Source organism: Kitasatospora sp. GP82 (assembly GCF_029892105.1).
Lineage (GTDB): Bacteria > Actinomycetota > Actinomycetes > Streptomycetales > Streptomycetaceae > Kitasatospora.
Window position 1 is genome coordinate 130,625 of sequence record NZ_JARZAJ010000021.1, and the last position, 18,519, is coordinate 149,143.

Sequence of the window (18,519 nt, forward strand, 5' to 3'; positions counted from 1 at the left end):
AAGGAGCGACGCACGGGTCACGGTCCGACCGGGTACCGGGCTCCCGGCGGCCGCAGCCTCAGGAGGCCCCGGTCGCCGGGGAGCCGTGGATCGGGCCAAGACAGAGGACGTACTTGGTCCGGTGATAGCGGCGGCCGGTGCTGCTCCAGAACGTCGAGGCGGTGCCGGGAGTCTCGCGGCAGCGGGCGACGTCGCGGGTGTTGCCGAACTTGCTGAGAACGACGTAGTCGGCCTTGGGGTCGGAGCAGGCGATCTTGTTGACGTCGTTGGTGCCGACGGCGTCGACGCAGTCGCCGACCTCGGCCCGGGCCGGGTTGCTGCCCGACATGAAGAAACCGGCCACCAGGACGACGGCGCCGAGCCCGGCTCCGGCCAGGCGCAGCTTCTGCCGCAGGCTCCGCTCGGGCCTGGCGGAAGCAGACACGGGCGGGGGCGTCGGTGGCGGCGTCGGCCGGTGGGTCGGGTACCCGTACGGGGAGGGCTGGTCCGGCGGTTCCTGGCCGTACGGGTTCGGTGGCGGTGTGCTCATCGGGTCCCCCCGGGGCAGGCGCGGTCGCGGTCCTACGGTCGTGACGTACCTTAGCGAGTTGTTGCGACGTCAGAACCGTTCAACACGGCCGCCGGAGCGCGCCGGGCGGCCCTGGCGTAGCCGACGGCGATGAGCGCGTAGACCAGGGCGACGCCGAGGACGACGGCCACCGAGCGGCCGTCCAGTGGCAGGACCAGGGCCGTGACGCCGGCGGCGGCGACGAACGCGGCGTTGAACAGCACGTCGTAGATGGCGAAGACCCGGCCGCGGTACTCGTCCTCGACCGCCTCCTGGACGAGAGTGTCGGCGCAGATCTTGGTGCCCTGGGTGACCACGCCGAGCAGCAGCGCGGCGGCCATGCTCGGTCCGACCGTGAACCACAACCCCAGCGCGGGTACGAAGACGGCCGCCGAGGCCGCACAGGCCGTCAGCCATCCGGTCAGCCCAAGCCGCCTGGTGCACCAGGGGCTGATCAGAGCGGCCAGGAGGAAACCGAGTGCCGAGACGGCCACGGCCTTGCCGAGGGTGGCCATGCCGCCGGTGCTGTCGGTGGGATCGTTGAAGGAGTACCGGGAGAGCATGAGGACGGTCACGACCAGGACCCCGTAGCAGAACCGGGAGACCGTGACGGCGGCCAGCGCATGGACGGCCGGACGGCAGTCGCGGACCAGATGCCTTACGCCGTCGGCCAGTTCGCGTGCTGCCTGGCCGAGGGCCCGGTGCAGGGCCGGTCGGTCGGGGTGGTGGTCGGGGCCGAGCAGGTCGGGAGCCATCCGGTGGGCGGCCACGGCGGCGCTGAGGTAGAGCAGGGCGGCCAGCGTCACCAGGATGGCGTCGGCCTGCGGGCCCGGCGGCAGGACCTGGTGGACCAGGAAACCGATGCCGCCACCGCAGGCGGCGGCGACGGTGCCTGCGGTGGGGGAGAGGGAGTTGGCGGTGACCAGCTGCTCCACCTCGACCACCCGGGGAAGGGCGGCGGAGAGCCCGGCCAGGATGAAGCGGTTCAGTGCGGTCACCAGCAGGGCGGCGGCGAGGAAGAGCCACTCGGGCGCCTTCGCCAGCAGCAGTCCGCCGGTGATCAGTCCGAGTCCGCAGCGGGCCAGATTGCCCAGGTGGAGCACCTGCCGTCGACGCCAGCGGTCGAGCATGACCCCGGCGAACGGTCCGACGACCGAGAACGGCAGCAGCAGGACGGCGAGCACCGAGGCGATGTCGGCCGGGCTGGCCTGCCGCTCGGGCGAGAAGATCACGTACGAGGCCAGCGAGACCTGGAACACGCCGTCGGAGAGCTGCGAGAGCACACGGGCCGTCAGCAGCCGACGGAAGTCGCGGCCTCGGAGCAGCCCGACCAGCGTGGTGCGGGGCGCGGTACGGGGGCCGCCGTGCGAGGTGCATCCGTTCTCCGTGAGGGCCACTCGCCCAGGGTGCCATGCCGGGTGCCGTTGTTTCACGTGAAACATCAGCTCGGCAGATTCCCGGAAGATGCCCGAGGGGCCCCGGTGTCAGACCGGGGCCCCTCGGCAAATCACGAGATCACTCAGCGCTTCAGCGCTCAGCTCCGACAGTCGCGAACCTCGCTGCGCTCAGCGCTCAGCTCCGACAGTCGCGAACCTCGCTGCGCTCAGCGCTCGACCTCGCCGCGGATGAACTTCTCGACGTTCTCGCGGGCCTCGTCGTCGAAGTACTGAACCGGCGGGGACTTCATGAAGTAGGAGGAGGCCGACAGGATCGGGCCACCGATGCCGCGGTCCTTGGCGATCTTCGCGGCGCGGACGGCGTCGATGATGACACCGGCGGAGTTCGGGGAGTCCCAGACCTCGAGCTTGTACTCCAGGTTCAGCGGAACGTCACCGAAGGCGCGGCCCTCGAGGCGGACGTACGCCCACTTGCGGTCGTCCAGCCAGGCGACGTAGTCCGACGGGCCGATGTGGACGTTCTTGGCGCCCAGCTCACGGTCACGGATCTGCGAGGTGACGGCCTGCGTCTTGGAGATCTTCTTGGACTCCAGGCGCTCGCGCTCCAGCATGTTCTTGAAGTCCATGTTGCCGCCGACGTTCAGCTGCATGGTGCGCTCGAGGATGACACCGCGGTCCTCGAAGAGCTTCGCCATCACGCGGTGCGTGATGGTGGCGCCGACCTGCGACTTGATGTCGTCACCGACGATCGGCACACCGGCCTCGGTGAACTTGTCCGCCCACTCCTTGGTGCCGGCGATGAACACCGGGAGGGCGTTCACGAAGGCGACCTTGGCGTCGATGGCGCACTGGGCGTAGAACTTGGCCGCGTCCTCGGAGCCCACCGGCAGGTAGCAGACCAGGACGTCGACCTGGCGGTCCTTCAGGATCTGGACGACGTCGACCGGAGCCTCGTCCGACTCCTCGATGGTCTCCAGGTAGTACTTGCCCAGGCCGTCGAGGGTGTGGCCACGCTGCACGGTGACGCCGGTCGGCGGCACGTCGCAGATCTTGATGGTGTTGTTCTCGCTGTTGCCGATGGCGTCGGCGAGGTCGAAGCCGACCTTCTTGGCATCGACGTCGAACGCGGCGACGAACTCCACGTCACTGACGTGGTAGTCGCCGAACTGGACGTGCATCAGCCCGGGGACCTTGCCGGCCGGGTCGGCGTCCTTGTAGTACTCGACACCCTGCACCAGCGACGCGGCGCAGTTACCGACGCCCACGATGGCTACGCGAACCGAACCCATTCCGGTTGCTCCCTGTGATCTCATGAGGCCCGCCGGAAAACCGGCAGTTCTCGTATTTCATCTCTGTATGACTGTCTGACGGGCGCGCGCTGCGCCCACACCTGCTGCGCACCCGGGCCTGTCACGGCACCGGGCCTGCGCAGCGGTCAGCGCTCCAGACCGGAGCGCCCCGGGCGGTCGTGCGGTGGCCTCGGCGGGTCCGAGGACCCGGCCTCCTGGCCACGGCCGTCCGAAGTCTGTGTATCCCCCGCACCGGTCCGCCCGGTCCGGGTGGCCCGCTCGGTCTCGATCAGCTCGTTGAGCCACCGGACCTCCCGCTCCACGGATTCGAGACCGTGCCGCTGGAGTTCCAGCGTGTAGTCGTCGAACCGCTCCCGGGTGCGGGAGATCGAGCTGCGCATCCGCTCCAACCGCTCCTCCAGCCGGCTGCGCCGCCCTTCCAGGACGCGCATCCGCACCGCGCGGTCGGTCTGGCCGAAGAACGCGAAGCGCACGCCGAAGTGCTCGTCCTCCCAGGCATCCGGACCCGTGTCGGCGAGCAGTTCCTCGAAGCGCTGCTTGCCCTCGCCGGAGAGCCGGTAGACGATCTTCGACCGCTTGCCGTTGAGCGCGGTGGCCGGGACGTACTCGACGTCCGGGTTGTCCTCGACCAGGAAACCCTGGGCGACGAGGCTCTTGAGACAGGGGTAGAGCGTGCCGTACGAGAAGGCACGGAACGACCCGAGCAGCACGTTGAGTCGCTTGCGCAGCTCGTAACCGTGCATCGGGGCGTCGTGGAGCAGACCGAGGACGGCGAACTCCAGCACTCCAGAGCGCCTGCTCATGCCGTCCTGCCTCCTTCCCCGCGGTGCACCCGACCCACCCGGCCGGTGTGCCGGGTCGATGTGTCGCTCCGATGTATCGGCTCGATATATCGAGAACAGTAAACCTGGGTCACGAAACGGGCAAGGGGGGCGCGGGTGAATGTGATCACAGGAGTCCGACGCTCCCTCAGGACCCACCGGAGCCACGGTGCGCAAGACCGGCTTGGCAACGGGCATGTAATGATCTGGCGGTGTTTTGTACCTCTTGTCAGCTGATGCCCGTTTAGGGGGTGTTTACGGGTGCGTACGCTGTCGCGTGTGCACGAGGACCACCTCCGGGGTGTAAGGCGGTATCGGGCATCGGAAGTGAACCCTGCCTTCAGGCCCGGAGCGGTCTGACCGAGGAGTTGCTGGAAGATGAGCGAACACCGGCGTAGGCCCAATCCGGGCGGTGAACAGCCTCAGGGCGGTCGGGCGGGTGGTGCGCGCCCTTATGCGTACGGCACGCCGCCTGACGGTGCGCCGTCGTACGACCGGCCCACCGGTGTCCGGGAGACGGCTCAGCAGCCCCGGATGACCAGGGCCGAGATGCGCAAGCAGTCCCAGAAGAGCGCCAAGGGCAGTGCCGCCCGCAGTGCCGAGTCGGGCCCGCCGGCCGGGCGCGGCGGTGGCGGTGGCAAGGGCGGCGGAGGAAAGGGCGACGGCAAGGGCGGCGGAGGCAGAAGGCGCTTCATCGACTACCCCCGGTTCGGCAAGTCCGGGATCCGTCGCTGGCTGCCCTCCTGGAAGCTGATCCTGACGACTTTCCTGATCCTCTTCGGCGGCGGGGTGGCTGCGGTCGGGGTCGCGTACCAGATGACGCCGATCCCCGACCCCAACAAGCTGCTGCAGGAGCAGAACAACATCTACTACTGGGCCGACGGCTCGGAGATGACCCGCAAGGGTACGACGAACCGTCAGCTCGTCGAGCTCAAGGACATCAGCGAGCCCGCCCAGAAGGCCGTGGTCGCCGCCGAGAACGAGAGCTTCTGGAGCGACAGCGGCATCGACCCCAAGGGCATGGCCCGCGCCGTCTACAACATGGCCAGCGGCGGTCAGACCCAGGGCGGTTCGACCATCACCCAGCAGTACGTGAAGAACGCCTACCTGAGCCAGGACCAGACGGTGACCCGTAAGGTCAAGGAGCTCTTCATCACCCTGAAGATCAATCAGGAGAAGGGCAAGCCGGAAATCCTCACCGGCTACCTGAACACCAGCTGGTTCGGACGGGGCGCCACCGGTATCCAGGCCGCCGCGCAGGCGTACTACGGGGTGGACGCCAAGAACCTCGACATCTGCCAGAGCGCGATGCTGGCCGGTCTGCTCAAGGGCGCGACCTACTTCGACCCGACTCTCAGCGAGTCCAACCGGAAGAACATGCAGGATCGCTGGACCTGGATCCTGGGCCGGATGGTCATCACCAAGTCGATCACTCAGGCGGACCGGGACAAGTGCGGAGCCACCTTCCCGAAGCCGATCGACAAGAAGGCCCCGGCCAACATGAACGGAGAGGTCAGCTACCTGGTCGACCTCGCCGACAAGTTCCTGGTGGCCAAGGATCCGTCGATCACCCAGGCCAACATCGACAGGGGCGGCTACCAGATCTACACCACCTTCCAGAAGGACAAGGTGGCGGAGCTGAAGAAGGCCGTGGAGGACGTCAAGGCGGAGACCCTCGACGAGAAGAAGCGGCCGGGGACCGACAAGTTCGTCCAGGTCGGCGCGGCCTCGGTGGTCCCGGGCGACGGCGCGATCGTGGCGATCTACGGTGGCGACGGCGTGGAGAAGGGCCACTACACCGACAACGCCGACACCAGCGGTATCCCGGTCGGTTCGACCTTCAAGCCCTTCGTCCTGGCCACCGCGATGCAGTACGGCGTTCTCACCAAGACCGGTGACGACGGCAAGCCGGTCAGGATCAGTACCGACAGCCGCTATCTCGCCGACAACATGAGCCAGATCTACAAGCCGGACGGCTCACCCGCGATCGGTGACAACGGACAGCCCTACCACCAGCGGAACGACGACCCGGGCAAGCCCGGCTACGTCACGCTGAAGGAGGCCATGCGCAACTCCTACAACGTGCCGTTCGTGCAGCTGGGCCAGGACGTGGGCGGCAGCAACTCCGAGAAGATGGCGATCGCCCTGGGTCTGCGCAAGGAGAGCCTGGCACCGTCCTCCTCCCTGACCTTCCCGCTGGGTACCTCGACCCCGAGCGCGATCCGGATGGCGTCCGCGTACTCGGTCTTCGCCGCCCGCGGTCAGCAGGTCGACCCGTACTCGGTGACCAAGGTGGTCTTCGAGGGCAATGAGAAGCCCGCCTTCAACCGTCCGAAGTCCGCGGCCAAGTCGGTGCTGGACCAGGCCGTCGCCGACAACATCACCGACGTGCTGCAGAACGTGGCGGAGAACGGTACCGGTAAGAAGGGCACCAAGGACCTGGGCCGCCCGGTGGCCGGCAAGACCGGTACCACCGACGCCGGTACCTCGGCCTGGTGGGTCGGCTACACCCCGCAGCTGGCCACCTCGGTCGGTATGTGGCGCGAGGAGCCGGGTGTGCCGAAGCTGCTCACGCTGGACGGCACCGCCGGGCAGACGTCCATCCACGGTGGTGACTTCCCGACCGAGATCTTCACCCGCTACATGAAGGACGCGCTGGCGGACCAGAAGGCGATGGACTTCCCGACCTCGGACAGCACCGGCCAGGAGGTCGACGCCTCGGGCGCCCCGTCCACGGCTTCGGCGGCCCCCCCGGCCGTCCCGTCCACGAGCCCGTCGCCGAGCCCGAGCAGCACGCAGAGCCCGAGCAGCACGCCGCCGACCCACTCGCCGGACCCGACCACCTCGCCGAGCACCACCCAGGGCTGTGGGTTCTTCGACCCGCTCTGCGGCAGCTCGCCCTCGCCCTCGCACAGCAGGAGCCGCCCGGGCAGGCCGAGTACGTCACCGAGCACCAGCTCCAGCGCGACCGATGCCGGGGGCAACTCGGTACCGGGGAACTGACCCCGGGTGGAACCGACCGGTGGCGGCCGGCCGAGGACCTCGATCCTCGGCCGGCCGCCACCGGCGTATTCAGCGGGGTACGTCGTCGCCATCGGAGTGGTGCGGCATCATGTCCGCCATGACGTCGAGCACGCGTGACGAGACCTCCGGCCCCGCGCCCGCCCCTGCCGAGGGGCCGCTGCCGAACACCGTGGTCGTCCCGGCGGACGAGGACCCGGTCGCGGCCGCAGGCAGCGAGGTGCTCGGCGGTCCGCCCGGACGGCGAGCCCTGCTCGGCGTCAACTGGTGGATCCCGGCCCGCTTCCTGGTGCTGGTGGTGATCGTCGTCTATGTGCTCGGCATGGTGCAGAAGCTGCCCTGCTACGACGGCGGCTGGTTCCGCGGCGCCACCGCCCAGTACACCCACGCCTGCTACAGCGACATCCCGCACCTGTTCACCGCGCGCGGCTTCTCGACCGGGCTGCATCCGTATCTGGATCAGCTGCCGCAGCCCTCACCGGACATGCAGTACCTGGAGTACCCGGTGCTCACCGGGCTCTTCATGCAGATCGCCGCCTGGTTGACCCCCACCGGCGGCGCGATCGACACCCGCGAGCAGTGGTTCTGGATGGTCAACGCGGGAATGCTGCTGCTCTGCGCGGTGGTCGTCGCGGTGGCCCTCTCCCGGACCCACCGCCGTCGTCCCTGGGACGCGCTGCTGTTCGCGCTCGCTCCGTGCCTGGCACTGGACTCCACCATCAACTGGGACCTGCTCGCCGTCGCCCTGACCGCCGTCGCGATGGCGTACTGGTCGGGCCGCCGACCGGTTCTGGCCGGTGTCCTCATCGGTCTGGCCACCGCTGCCAAGCTCTACCCCGTGCTGCTGCTCGGTGCGCTGCTGGTGCTCTGCTGGCGGGCCGGCCGCTGGCGGGCCTTCGGACAGGCGGCGGGCGCCGCCGCGGCCGCCTGGCTGGTGGTCGACCTGCCGATCATGCTGGCGAACTGGAAGGGCTGGGCGACCTTCTACACCTTCAGCCAGACCCGCAAGGAGGACTACGGATCGTTCTGGCTGATCCTGATGCAGGACCGGGGCGCTCAACTGGAGACCCTGAACACCTGGATCGCGGTGCTGCTGATCGCCTGCTGTCTGGGCATCGGCTGGCTGGCGCTGTCCGCCCCGCGCCGACCGCGCTTCGCCCAGCTGGTCTTCCTGGTGGTGGCCGCCTTCGTGCTCACCAACAAGGTGTACTCGCCGCAGTACGTGCTCTGGCTGATCCCGCTCGCCGCGCTGGCCCGGCCGCGCTGGCGGGACTTCCTGATCTGGCAGGCGTGCGAGGCGCTCTACTTCCTCGGCGTCTGGTCCTACATCGCCTACGTCGGTGACTCCAAGCAGCACGGCATCGGCCAGGACTGGTACCACTTCGCCGTCGTGCTGCACCTGCTCGGCACGCTCTACCTCTGCGCGATGGTGATCCGCGACATCCTGCGGCCCGAGCGCGACCCGGTCCGCTGGGACGGCAGTGACGACCCGTCGGGCGGTGTGCTGGACCACGCTCCGGACGTCTTCGTCCTGGGAACGGCGCGGCGGTTGCGCGAGGAGGAGAGCTACGCGGCGTACGCCCCGACCGCTGGGGCCGACTGGCTCGCCGAGCAGGAACCGATTGTCCGCAGGGACCCCGCCGCCCAGAAGGAAGCAGTCCGGAGGGACTCGACGGAGCGCTAGCGGTCGGCGACCCGGTCGAAGTGGGTCGTGGTGTGCCGGACGTTCAGGCTGAGCTCGTCGCCCAGTGCGGGCGCCTTGCCGCCCTCCTGGGCCTGCGGGCCGCCCGGCAGGAAGAGGATGCTCACCTGCATGTGCGGCGGTTCCGCGAACCAGAGCTGCTTGCTGTTCCATGCGTACGGCGAGAGCGTCCGGTTGACGGTGGCGAGCCCGGCTCTGGCCAGGCTCTTGGCCCGGGGCAGCACGCCCTGGACGTACCTGGGCGCCTCCAGGCCGACACCGTGCGCGGTCCCGCCGGTGACCACCAGCAGATGGCCGTCCGAGGGCGCCTTGTGCTGGCGGTAGCCGTACCGCTCGCCGCGGGCGATCGGGGTGACGTCCAGAACGGTGGCGCGGGCCTGGAGGGCATCGACCTCGCCCAGCCAGAGCCGGGTGCCGATCCGCGAGCGGAAGGCGCCGGCGGGGAACTGCCGGGCCAGCTGTGCCAGGTCGGCCGAGCCCAGGTGGCTCAGGAAGACGGTGTCGGTGGGCAGACCGGCGGCACCGATCGCGTTCACCCAGCGGGCGACCTCGTCCACCGGGTCGGAGCCGTCCGGCCGGTTCAGGGGCAGATGCAGCGCCCACCCCTCGATCCTGGTCCTGGCCTCCGACCGGACGCCGTCCACCGCCAGCCGGCCGAGGTCGGCCGGTGAGATGCCGTGTCTGCGCATGCTGGTCATGCACTCCACCACCACTCGGGAGCCCATCGGCAGTGCCCGCAGCGCATCCGCGTGGGCGACCGTGCGGATCACCCGGCTCGGAGGCAGCGCCGGGCCTTCCTCGCCGATCCGGTACGGGGTGAGGACCAGCAGCTCGCCCTCGTACCGGTCGAGCAGTGCGGCCGCCTCGACCGCCGTGCCCACGGCCAGGATGCCGGTGCCGAGACGGGCGGTCTCCGCTGCCAGGCGCTCGTTGCCGAACCCGTAGCCGTTGCCCTTGGCGACCGGCACCAGCCCGGGGAACTCCGCCAGCACCGACTGCTGGTGTGCGCGCCAGCGCGCGGTGTCCACATACAGCGACAGGGTCATCGGATCTCTCCCCGTGGTTGGTGACGATGGCTCGGGTCGCGGCGGCTCAGCGGCGCGACATCTGCTCAGCGGCGCGACATGTAGAGGTCGAGCGCCTTGTGCAGCAGCTTGTTGAGCGGGAAGTCCCACTCGCCCAGGTACTCGGCGGCCTGGCCGCCGGTGCCCACCTTGAACTGGATCAGCCCGAAGAGAGGGTCGTCCTCGTCGAGGGTGTCGCTGATGCCGCGCAGGTCGTAGACGCTCGCGCCGAGCGCGTAGGCGTCCCGCATCATCCGCCACTGGATCGCGTTGGACGGCTTGACCTCGCGCTTGTGGTCGGCCGAGGCGCCGTAGGAGTACCAGACGTGCTCCCCGACGGTGAGCATGGTGGTCGCGGCCAGCGGCTCGCCCTCGTGGTAGGCGATGTAGAGGCGCATCCGGTCCGGGTCCTCGGCGGCCAGCGCGTGCCACATCCGCTGGAAGTAGCCGAGCGGGCGCGGGGTGAAGCGGTCGCGCTCCGCCGTGACCAGGTACAGCTGGTGGAAGACCGCCAGGTCGTCGTAGCCGCCCTGGACCACCTCGACGCCGCTCTTCTCGGCCTTCTTGATGTTCCGGCGCCAGAGCTGGTTGAAGCCCCGCTGGACGTCGTCCAGCGAGCGGTTGGCCAACGGCACCTGGAAGACGTACCTGGGCTGGACGTCGCCGAAGCCCGCACCGGCGTCGTCGCCCTGCAGCCAGCCGCTCCTGCGCAGGCGGTCGGCCACCTCGAAGGCACGCGCCTCGTACCAGTCGGGCTCGATGTCGCGCAGCCGCTTGGCGTGCTTGCCGGCGATCGCCTCCTTGATGGTGAGGGCGTCCCAGCGGCGGATCACCACCGGCGGGCCCATCTTCACCGAGAAGGCGCCCTGCGACTTGAGGTGGGCGAGCATCGGCGCCAGCCACTGCTCCAGGTCGCGGTCGAACCAGTCGATCACCGGACCCTCGGGCAGGTAGGCGAGGTAGCGCTTGAGCTTCGGCAGCTGGCGGTAGAGCACCAGGCCCGCGCCGACCAGTTCACCGCTGTCGTCGAACCAGCCGATGCTCTCGGTGCGCCACTCGGCCTTCACCTGACCCCAGGAGGGCACCTGCATGTGGCTGGCCGACGGGCGGGTCCTGATGAACGCCAGGTGCTCGTCGCGGGTGATCGTCCTCAGGCGCAGAGTCATGCTGGGGTGCTCCTCCTCGGTCGGCCGGGTCCGGGCTTGACCCTATCGCCCGAATGGTCCGTTTCGGGTAGGTCGGGTCCGGTGGCGCGGGCCGAGAAAAAGGCGCCCTCTCCGCGAACCTGTGCACAGGTATGTACGCGGGAGGACGCCGGAGGTTACGCGCCCTGTGCGGCTTTGCGCAGGACGATCAGAGCGAGTCCGTCACCACAAGCCCCCGTAGAGCCCACCGTGGGCGATCCCGAGGTAGAAGCCGAGCGCGGCCATGCCGAGCGCGATCATCAGGACGAAGCGTTCGGCCGTGGTCACCGACACGAACTGGCCCCAGAGCCCCGCGATGATGCCGAACAGGCCGGCCCACGAGCTGAGCAGGTGCAGGCTGGGGAAGAAGGCGCTGACGACGGCGATCAGGCCGAGCACCGCGGCGATGCCGACAAGGGTGTTCTCCCGCGGGTGCGGGTTGCCGTCGGTGTTGAGAGTGAACTGCGGGAATCGGCGGATGGTCTGTGCCATAGGACCCACCTCCTGGAGGAGGACACAGTCGGGACGATTGCGCTGGGGCACTCACGCGGGCGGCGCACGGACGGCTGCGCACCCGTTCTGTACAGATTCCCGCTGTTACGCGCAGAACCACAACCGGTATGCATTTTGTTCGGCCGTACGGGTGCGGGTAGGCTGTGCGGTCTGCACTGGTGTAGTTGTGCCCCCGTCTGCCCTTCACCGGGTCGGGGAGCCCGATTGTCGGTCCCGGCCGCTACGGTTGCCGGTAAGTCGTCGCAGCACCGGTGCGACGCTGCACAACCCTCCTGCCACGGAGAGACCGTGGCCGTTGAGTCCAAAGGAGGTGGGTTACTCATGCGTCACTACGAGGTGATGGTCATCCTCGACCCCTCGGTCGAGGAGCGCGCTGTCTCCCCCCTGATCGAGAACTTCCTCAACGTCGTCCGCCAGGGTGGCGGCAACGTGGAGAAGGTCGACACCTGGGGTCGTCGCCGTCTGGCTTACGAGATCAACAAGCAGTCCGAGGGCATCTACTCGGTCATCGACCTGAAGGCCACGCCTGAGGTCGTCAAGGAGCTCGACCGCCAGCTCAGCCTGAGCGAGTCGGTTCTGCGGACCAAGGTCCTGCGCCCGGACACCCACTGAGTCGTCCCTGATGCCTTCGGGCGTCGGGTGACTCGCGTCGGCTGTTTCACGTGAAACAGCACGGCGAGCACCGCAGAACTTCTTTCCGAGAGGTCATCACCACCATGGCAGGCGAGACCGTCATCACCCTCGTCGGCAATCTCGTCGACGACCCCGAGCTGCGCTTCACCCCGTCGGGTGCGGCGGTCGCGAAGTTCCGTATCGCGTCCACCCCGCGCACCTTCGACCGTCAGACCAACGAGTGGAAGGACGGCGAGAGCCTCTTCCTCACGTGCAACGTCTGGCGTCAGCCGGCGGAGAACGTGGCCGAGTCGCTGCAGCGCGGCATGCGCGTGATCGTGCAGGGCCGACTGCGCCAGCGGTCTTACGAGACCAAGGAAGGCGAGAAGCGGACGGTCTTCGAGGTCGAGGTCGACGAGGTCGGCCCGAGCCTGCGTTCGGCGACCGCCAAGGTCACCCGTGCCAACCGGTCCGGTGGGCCGGGCGGTGGCGGCGGCTTCGGCGGCGGCGGCCAGCAGGGTGGCGGCGCCCCCGCCGGTGGTTGGGGCGGCGGCGGCCAGCAGGGCGGCAACTGGGGTGGAAACTCCGGCGGCCAGTCCGGTCCGTCCGACGACCCGTGGGCGTCCAGCGCTCCCTCTGGTGGCAACCAGGGTAGCGGCGGCTGGGGTGCCCCGGCCGGTGGCGGCTACTCGGAAGAGCCTCCTTTCTAAGCGGTGCGCGCCGGGCCCTCTCCCTGAGCGGGCCTTGGCATGCTGAGAGATTTCGTGCGGTCCGCGGGTGCCAGGCACCTGTGGATCGTCAACCCAAATGGAGCACATGATGGCGAAGCCGCCTGCTCGCAAGCCCAAGAAGAAGGTTTGCGTCTTCTGCAAGGACAAGGTCAACTACGTTGACTACAAGGACACGAACCTGCTGCGGAAGTTCATCTCCGACCGCGGCAAGATCCGTGCCCGCCGGGTCACCGGCAACTGCACCCAGCACCAGCGTGACGTCGCCACGGCCGTGAAGAACAGCCGTGAGATGGCGCTGCTGCCCTACACCTCCACCACGCGCTAAGAGAGGGTGACCAAAGAATGAAGATCATCCTCACTCACGAGGTCCCCGGCCTCGGCAGCGCCGGCGAGATCGTCGAGGTCAAGGACGGCTACGCCCGCAACTACCTGGTCCCGCGTGGCTTCGCCATCCGCTGGACCAAGGGCGGCCAGAAGGACGTGGACGCGATCCGTCGCGCCCGCAAGATCCACGAGATCCAGACCCTCGAGGCCGCCAACGTGGTCAAGGGTCAGCTCGAGGGCCTGCAGGTCAAGCTGGCCGTTCGCTCCGGCGACGCCGGCCGCCTGTTCGGCTCGGTGACCCAGGCCGACGTCGTTGCGGCCGTCAAGGCTGCCGGCGGCCCGGTTGTGGACAAGCGCGCCGTCGCGATCGCCTCGCCGATCAAGACCGTGGGCACCCACAAGGTCTCGGTCAAGCTGCACGCCGACGTCCAGGCGAACATCGACGTCGTCGTCGCCTGAGCTCAGCCGCAGTGGTCCGCCAGGGCCTAGCTGTGTGGCCGAGGGCCGGTCTCCCCCAGGGGAGACCGGCCCTCGGTCGTTGCTGGGCGCGGATCCGCTCCCGGGCCCGTGACCGGCCGTACGCCTGCCCGTGAGGCGCCGCGCGGCTCTCGTTCGCAGCAGGGTCTCAGGCCCGGACGGCGCCGGTGACCAGCCAGTGGCCGCCTCGGGCCCGCAGAGCCAGGAAGGCCGCCCTGACCAGCATGAAGAGGTTCATCGCCCACCACAGCGCCATCAGCCCGCCGCCGAACGCGGTCACCGCCACGGCGGCCGGGGCGAAGACCGCGAGGGTGCCCAGCGCCGCCCAGGCCAGGTAGGGCCCGTCCCCGGCGCCCATCAGCACGCCGTCCAGAACGAAGACCAGCCCGCCCACCGGCTGGGTGAGGGCGGCCAGCAGCAGGACGTCCGAGAGCTGCTGCTGCACGGCCGGGTCGGGGGTGAACAGCGGCACGTACAGCGGCCGGGTCAGTACCACCAGCAGGCCGAGGACCACGCCCGCGCCGATGCCCCACTCGACCATCCGGCGGGTGGCAGCCCTGGTCCCGGGGACGTCTCCGGCGCCCAGGCAGCGGCCGATGATCGCCTGACCGGCGATGGCGATGGCGTCCAGGGCGAAGGCGAGGAAGCCCCAGAGCGTCATGGCGATCTGGTGTGCCGCGACCTCGGTGTCCCCGAGCCGGGCCGCCACGGCGGTGGCGATCAGCAGGACCCCGCGCAGGCTCATCGTCCGGACCACCAACGGGCCGCCGGCCCTGGCGGAGGCCCGGATACCGGCCAGGTCGGGGCGGAGCGCGGCGCCCTCGCGGCGGGCCCCGCGCACCACCACCAGCAGGTACACGGCGGCCATCGCGGTCTGGGCCAGGACGGTGCCCCAGGCGGAGCCCGCCACGCCGAGACCGGCGCCGTACACCAGAGAGACGTTGAGCAGCAGGTTGGCGCTGAAGCCGCCGACCGCCACCAGCAGCGGTGTACGGGTGTCCTGGAAGCCGCGCAGCACGCCGGTGGCCGCCAGCACCAGCAGCATCGCGGGTATCCCCAGGGTGCTGATCCGCAGGTAGGTCACGGCGTAGGGGAGGGCGGTCGGCGAGGCGCCGAGGACCTTGGCCGCCGTCGGGGCCAGCAGCAGGGTGAGGGCGACCACGCCGACCGAGAGCAGCAGGGCGAGCCAGATGCCGTCGATACCCTGCTGGATGGCGGCCCGGCGGTCCCCGGCGCCTATTCGGCGGGAGACTGCGGCGGTGGTCGCATACGCGAGGAAGACGAAGGTCGCGGCGGCGGTGGTGAGCCCGGCCGAGGCGATGCCGAGGCCGGCCAGCTGCGCGGTGCCGAGGTGGCCGACGACGGCGGAGTCAGCCATCAGGAAGAGCGGTTCGGCGACCAGCGCCCCGAAAGCCGGGACGGCCAGGGCCAGGATCTCCCGGTCGTGCCGGCGGCGATTGGGGGCGGTTGTCATGGGGACCAGGGTACTCATCCACAGGTAAGTAGTGCTAGGGCTCTTCGGTTATTACTTGAAGCCCTGGCCGAGGGTCGCACGGAGTCGGCGGGCAGGGGTGTGGCCCAGCTGTGTGAAGAATTTCTCATGCACAGTCGGTGGAAAGGGTTATCGCAGGTCAGCGCGTTGACGCTGGAGGGATGGTGTGGTTATCCACAGTGCTGTCCACAGGGTTGTGCACAGGTTTGAGGGAGTTCTCCACAGCTATGGGCTGTTCATCCACACAGCCTGTGGATAACCATCTTGGAGGATAGCCGTCCGGCCCCTTAGCGTGGTTGTCTGACCGCCGCAGCCGCCCGAGCGACACCTCCTGCCCGGCGCCCGATTCGTCGGCGCGGTGGCGTATGAAAGAGGGTGCGCCATCGGCAAGGCCAGCTCCACTCGCACCACTCGCTGATCGGGGAACACGCGTGACCGGCCCCCAGTACGACGACCACGACGTTCCTCCCCCGCCGGAGGATGACTGGCAGCCGTCCGACGACGCCTTCCCCGCCGGTTCCTTCGCGGACGGCCCGTTCCCGGACGGCCCCGGCGACCGGCTGCCGGTGACCCGCCGCCGTGCCGACGGCGAGGGCGGCCGCGGCGACGGAAGTCGCGGTGAGGGCGGAAAGGGCGGGTTCCAGAAGGGCGGCTTCGCCGGCAAGAAGAAGCGCGACGAGGACTCGGACGACGGCCGTTCGGCCGTGGACGGCTTCGAACGCGTCCCTCCGCAGGACCTGGCTGCCGAGCAGTCCGTCCTCGGCGGCATGCTGCTCTCCAAGGACGCGATCGCCGACGTCGTCGAGGTGCTCAAGCCCGCCGACTACTACCGGCCCGCCCACGAACTGGTCCACGGCGCCATCCTCGACCTCTACGCCAGGGGCGAGCCCGCAGACCCGATCACCGTCGCCGGTGAGCTCACCAAGCGCGGTGAGCTCACCCGGGTCGGCGGTGCCTCCTACCTGCACACGCTGGTCAACTCCGTCCCGACCGCCGCCAACGCCGAGTACTACGCTCAGATCGTCCACGAGCGCGCCGTGCTGCGCCGCCTGGTCGAGGCCGGTACCCGTATCGCGGGCATGGGCTACGCCGCCGAAGGCGATGTGGACGAGATCGTCAACGCTGCCCAGGCCGAGATCTACGCCGTCACCGAGCAGCGCACCAACGAGGACTACGCCCCGCTCGCCGACATCATGGAGGGCGCTCTCGACGAGATCGAGGCGATCGGCTCCCGGGCCGGCCAGATGTCCGGCGTCCCCACCGGCTTCGCCGACCTGGACGCGCTCACCAATGGCCTGCACCCCGGCCAGATGATCGTCATCGCGGCCCGTCCCGCGATGGGTAAGTCCACCCTGGCGCTGGACTTCGCCCGCGCCTGCTCGATCCACAACAACCTGCCGAGCGTGATCTTCTCGCTCGAAATGGGGCGCAACGAGATCGCCATGCGCCTGCTCTCCGCCGAGGCCCGGGTCGCCCTGCACCACATGCGCTCCGGCAACATGACCGACGACGACTGGACCCGGGTCGCCCGCCGGATGCCCGACGTCACCAACGCCCCCCTCTTCATCGACGACTCGCCCAACCTGTCGATGATGGAGATCCGCGCCAAGTGCCGTCGCCTCAAGCAGCGCAACGAGCTCAAGCTCGTCGTCATCGACTACCTCCAGCTGATGCAGTCGGGCGGCTCCCGCCGCGCCGAGAGCCGCCAGCAGGAGGTCTCCGACATGTCGCGAAACCTCAAGCTCCTCGCCAAGGAGCTGGAGCTCCCGGTCATCGCGCTCTCCCAGCTGAACCGAGGCCCCGAGCAGCGTACGGACAAGAAGCCGATGGTCTCCGATCTCCGCGAATCCGGCTCCATCGAGCAGGACGCCGACATGGTCATCCTGCTCCACCGCGAGGACGCCTACGAGAAGGAGTCCCCCCGGGCCGGCGAGGCCGACCTCATCGTCGCCAAGCACCGTAACGGCCCCACCGCCACCATCACGGTCGCCTTCCAGGGCCACTACTCCCGCTTCGTGGACATGACCCGCGACGTGACCTGAGTCGTTGCACCGGTCCACGTGCTTGGGTAGGGCCATGGATACGGGTACGGGGCCGCGTCCGGCCGGGGCGGTCGGTTACCGCGAGCTGGCGGGTCAACTGGCGGTGCAGTACGAGAGCGTGGGCTTCGAGGAGGTGCACGAGCAGGTCCTGCATCTGCTTCCGGTGGCGCCCGTCAGGGTGCTGGACGTCGGGGCCGGCACGGGGAGGGACGCGGCGGCGCTGGCCTCCCGGGGGCACTCGGTGCTGGCGGTGGAGCCGACCGTCGAGTTGCGGGTGCACACCGGGGGCGGGATCGCCTGGCTGGCCGATTCGCTCCCTGAACTCTCCTCGGTGGAAGGCGAGTTCGCTCTGATCATGCTGACCGCAGTGTGGATGCATCTCGATCCTTCGGAGCGCCGGCGCGCGATGGCGCGGATTGCCTCGCTGCTGGCGCCGGGCGGCCGGGTGATGATGCTGCTCCGGCACGGGCCGGTGCCGCAGGGGCGGCGGATGTTCGCCGTGTCGGGGGACGAAACAGCGGTGCTGGCAGGTGAGTTCGGGCTGGCCGAGACGCATCGCGGTGGCCGGGGCGACCGCCATGCCAGGGCCGAGGTCGAGTGGACGCACCTGGTACTTGACCTGAAGTCAGCTTGAAGTTCCATGATTGATCCATGACGAAGACGAACCACCGGGCCGGCACCGACTCGACCGAACTCGCCATGCTGCGTGAGCTGTTGGGCACGTACGTGGAGCGCGACGCCGTCGCGAGGCTGATCGACCGCTACCTGGCGGGCCTGGACGAACGGGTCTTCGACGAGGAGTGGGCCCGCTCGCTGTTCGCGGAGGATGTCCGGCTGGTGTTCCCGGTGGGTAGCCGGGAGGGTCTGGCGGGGCTGGGGGAGTACCACGCCGAGGTGATGGGCAGGTTCGACCGCACGGTGCACATCGGGTCGAACCACACGATCACGGTGCAGGGCGACCGGGCCGCGTTCCGGTTCAACCTGCTCTGCCTGCACGTCCTCGTCGACGGGCTGCACGCGGAGCGCGGCCCGGCCCCCGGCGCCACCTTCGAGAGTGCGGGCCGGATGTCCGGCGAGGCCGTACGGACGGCGGACGGCTGGCGGTTCGATCTGCTCGCCTTGCAGGTCGTCTGGACGAAGGGCGAACCGCCGGTCCGGGTGCGTGGCGTCTGACGGCCCCGGGGCGTCTCAGAGGGCGTTCGATAGGGGATTCCCCCCAACTGTCCGGCTTTCTGTGTCGCGACACGGACTCGGTTCCATGATCTCGTGGCGGTCGGGTCCG

General features: G+C 69.3%; 17 protein-coding genes. 9 read left to right on the top strand and 8 right to left on the bottom strand.

Annotated features, from left to right (window positions below; translation table 11 throughout):
• Positions 1-58 precede the first annotated feature (58 nt).
• The 4 genes from P3T39_RS22975 to P3T39_RS22990 form a co-directional block, all read right to left on the bottom strand.
• A complete protein-coding gene (locus tag P3T39_RS22975; protein ID WP_280700414.1) occupies positions 59-529 on the bottom strand; it encodes a hypothetical protein in 471 nt (156 codons plus the stop codon).
• 50 nt (positions 530-579) lie between these two features.
• Positions 580-1,944, bottom strand: a complete 1,365-nt coding sequence (locus tag P3T39_RS22980) for an MFS transporter (RefSeq protein WP_348534377.1) — start codon at positions 1,942-1,944, stop codon at positions 580-582.
• Between the two features lie 206 nt (positions 1,945-2,150).
• The gene (locus P3T39_RS22985) at positions 2,151-3,233 is read right to left on the bottom strand and encodes an inositol-3-phosphate synthase (protein ID WP_280700415.1); all 1,083 of its coding nucleotides are present in this window, start codon (positions 3,231-3,233) and stop codon (positions 2,151-2,153) included.
• A gap of 146 nt (positions 3,234-3,379) precedes the next feature.
• Complete coding sequence (locus P3T39_RS22990) at positions 3,380-4,057, bottom strand: PadR family transcriptional regulator (RefSeq protein WP_280700417.1); 678 nt, start codon at positions 4,055-4,057, stop codon at positions 3,380-3,382.
• 396 nt (positions 4,058-4,453) lie between these two features.
• Here P3T39_RS22990 and P3T39_RS22995 point away from each other — a divergent pair, with 396 nt between their 5' ends.
• Positions 4,454-7,078: a transglycosylase domain-containing protein gene (locus P3T39_RS22995; RefSeq protein WP_280700419.1), complete on the top strand. Its 2,625-nt coding sequence runs from the start codon at positions 4,454-4,456 to the stop codon at positions 7,076-7,078.
• Positions 7,079-7,187: 109 nt separating this feature from the next.
• Complete coding sequence (locus P3T39_RS23000; RefSeq protein ID WP_280700423.1) at positions 7,188-8,780, top strand: glycosyltransferase 87 family protein; 1,593 nt, start codon at positions 7,188-7,190, stop codon at positions 8,778-8,780.
• On the opposite strand, the gene P3T39_RS23005 is transcribed toward P3T39_RS23000, so the two are convergent.
• The 3 genes from P3T39_RS23005 to P3T39_RS23015 form a co-directional block, all read right to left on the bottom strand.
• Positions 8,777-9,844: an alanine racemase gene (locus P3T39_RS23005; RefSeq protein ID WP_280700425.1), complete on the bottom strand. Its 1,068-nt coding sequence runs from the start codon at positions 9,842-9,844 to the stop codon at positions 8,777-8,779. The two genes, P3T39_RS23000 and P3T39_RS23005, sit on opposite strands and share 4 nt — an antisense overlap.
• Before the next feature lie 65 nt (positions 9,845-9,909).
• Positions 9,910-11,028 carry a peptidoglycan bridge formation glycyltransferase FemA/FemB family protein gene (locus P3T39_RS23010; RefSeq protein ID WP_280700429.1) on the bottom strand — a complete coding sequence of 373 codons (1,119 nt, stop codon included), beginning with the start codon at positions 11,026-11,028 and terminating at the stop codon, positions 9,910-9,912.
• Between the two features lie 201 nt (positions 11,029-11,229).
• On the bottom strand, positions 11,230-11,538 hold the full coding sequence (locus P3T39_RS23015) for a hypothetical protein (RefSeq protein WP_280700431.1): 309 nt from the start codon (positions 11,536-11,538) through the stop codon (positions 11,230-11,232).
• A 342-nt stretch (positions 11,539-11,880) separates the two neighbouring features.
• Between P3T39_RS23015 and rpsF the strand changes: the two genes are divergently transcribed.
• The 4 genes from rpsF (at position 11,881) to rplI (ending at position 13,685) form a co-directional block, all read left to right on the top strand.
• The gene (gene rpsF / locus P3T39_RS23020) at positions 11,881-12,171 is read left to right on the top strand and encodes a 30S ribosomal protein S6 (RefSeq protein ID WP_280700432.1); all 291 of its coding nucleotides are present in this window, start codon (positions 11,881-11,883) and stop codon (positions 12,169-12,171) included.
• Positions 12,172-12,275: 104 nt separating this feature from the next.
• A complete protein-coding gene (locus P3T39_RS23025) occupies positions 12,276-12,881 on the top strand; it encodes a single-stranded DNA-binding protein (RefSeq protein WP_280700434.1) in 606 nt (201 codons plus the stop codon).
• Between the two features lie 109 nt (positions 12,882-12,990).
• Complete coding sequence (gene rpsR, locus P3T39_RS23030; RefSeq protein WP_030270170.1) at positions 12,991-13,227, top strand: 30S ribosomal protein S18; 237 nt, start codon at positions 12,991-12,993, stop codon at positions 13,225-13,227.
• A gap of 17 nt (positions 13,228-13,244) precedes the next feature.
• Positions 13,245-13,685 (top strand): 50S ribosomal protein L9, encoded by a 441-nt coding sequence (gene rplI / locus P3T39_RS23035; protein WP_280700439.1) that lies wholly within the window; start codon positions 13,245-13,247, stop codon positions 13,683-13,685.
• A gap of 166 nt (positions 13,686-13,851) precedes the next feature.
• Here rplI and P3T39_RS23040 read toward each other — a convergent pair whose 3' ends face one another.
• A complete protein-coding gene (locus tag P3T39_RS23040; RefSeq protein WP_280700441.1) occupies positions 13,852-15,177 on the bottom strand; it encodes an MATE family efflux transporter in 1,326 nt (441 codons plus the stop codon).
• A gap of 584 nt (positions 15,178-15,761) precedes the next feature.
• Here P3T39_RS23040 and dnaB point away from each other — a divergent pair.
• Genes dnaB through P3T39_RS23055 form a run of 3 tightly spaced genes read left to right on the top strand, consistent with a single transcriptional unit; the run spans position 15,762 to position 18,410 of the window.
• Positions 15,762-17,237, top strand: coding sequence for a replicative DNA helicase (gene dnaB / locus P3T39_RS23045; protein WP_280700481.1), 1,476 nt, complete (start codon positions 15,762-15,764; stop codon positions 17,235-17,237).
• 34 nt (positions 17,238-17,271) lie between these two features.
• Positions 17,272-17,871, top strand: a complete 600-nt coding sequence (locus P3T39_RS23050; RefSeq protein WP_280700443.1) for a class I SAM-dependent methyltransferase — start codon at positions 17,272-17,274, stop codon at positions 17,869-17,871.
• A 17-nt stretch (positions 17,872-17,888) separates the two neighbouring features.
• Entirely contained in the window at positions 17,889-18,410 is a 522-nt protein-coding gene (locus P3T39_RS23055) for a nuclear transport factor 2 family protein (RefSeq protein ID WP_280700445.1), read from the top strand.
• The last annotated feature ends 109 nt before the right edge of the window (positions 18,411-18,519 follow it).

Bases quoted from the DNA above. Each gene is read 5' to 3' on its own strand.
- P3T39_RS22975 (WP_280700414.1), bottom strand. From the start codon at position 529: ATGAGCACACCGCCACCGAACCCGTACGGCCAGGAACCGCCGGACCAG.
- P3T39_RS22985 (WP_280700415.1), bottom strand. From the start codon at position 3,233: ATGGGTTCGGTTCGCGTAGCCATCGTGGGCGTCGGTAACTGCGCCGCG.
- P3T39_RS22990 (WP_280700417.1), bottom strand. From the start codon at position 4,057: ATGAGCAGGCGCTCTGGAGTGCTGGAGTTCGCCGTCCTCGGTCTGCTC.
- P3T39_RS22995 (WP_280700419.1), top strand. From the start codon at position 4,454: ATGAGCGAACACCGGCGTAGGCCCAATCCGGGCGGTGAACAGCCTCAG.
- P3T39_RS23000 (WP_280700423.1), top strand. From the start codon at position 7,188: ATGTCCGCCATGACGTCGAGCACGCGTGACGAGACCTCCGGCCCCGCG.
- P3T39_RS23005 (WP_280700425.1), bottom strand. From the start codon at position 9,844: ATGACCCTGTCGCTGTATGTGGACACCGCGCGCTGGCGCGCACACCAG.
- P3T39_RS23010 (WP_280700429.1), bottom strand. From the start codon at position 11,028: ATGACTCTGCGCCTGAGGACGATCACCCGCGACGAGCACCTGGCGTTC.
- P3T39_RS23015 (WP_280700431.1), bottom strand. From the start codon at position 11,538: ATGGCACAGACCATCCGCCGATTCCCGCAGTTCACTCTCAACACCGAC.
- rpsF (WP_280700432.1), top strand. From the start codon at position 11,881: ATGCGTCACTACGAGGTGATGGTCATCCTCGACCCCTCGGTCGAGGAG.
- P3T39_RS23025 (WP_280700434.1), top strand. From the start codon at position 12,276: ATGGCAGGCGAGACCGTCATCACCCTCGTCGGCAATCTCGTCGACGAC.
- rpsR (WP_030270170.1), top strand. From the start codon at position 12,991: ATGGCGAAGCCGCCTGCTCGCAAGCCCAAGAAGAAGGTTTGCGTCTTC.
- rplI (WP_280700439.1), top strand. From the start codon at position 13,245: ATGAAGATCATCCTCACTCACGAGGTCCCCGGCCTCGGCAGCGCCGGC.
- P3T39_RS23040 (WP_280700441.1), bottom strand. From the start codon at position 15,177: ATGACAACCGCCCCCAATCGCCGCCGGCACGACCGGGAGATCCTGGCC.
- P3T39_RS23050 (WP_280700443.1), top strand. From the start codon at position 17,272: ATGGATACGGGTACGGGGCCGCGTCCGGCCGGGGCGGTCGGTTACCGC.
- P3T39_RS23055 (WP_280700445.1), top strand. From the start codon at position 17,889: ATGACGAAGACGAACCACCGGGCCGGCACCGACTCGACCGAACTCGCC.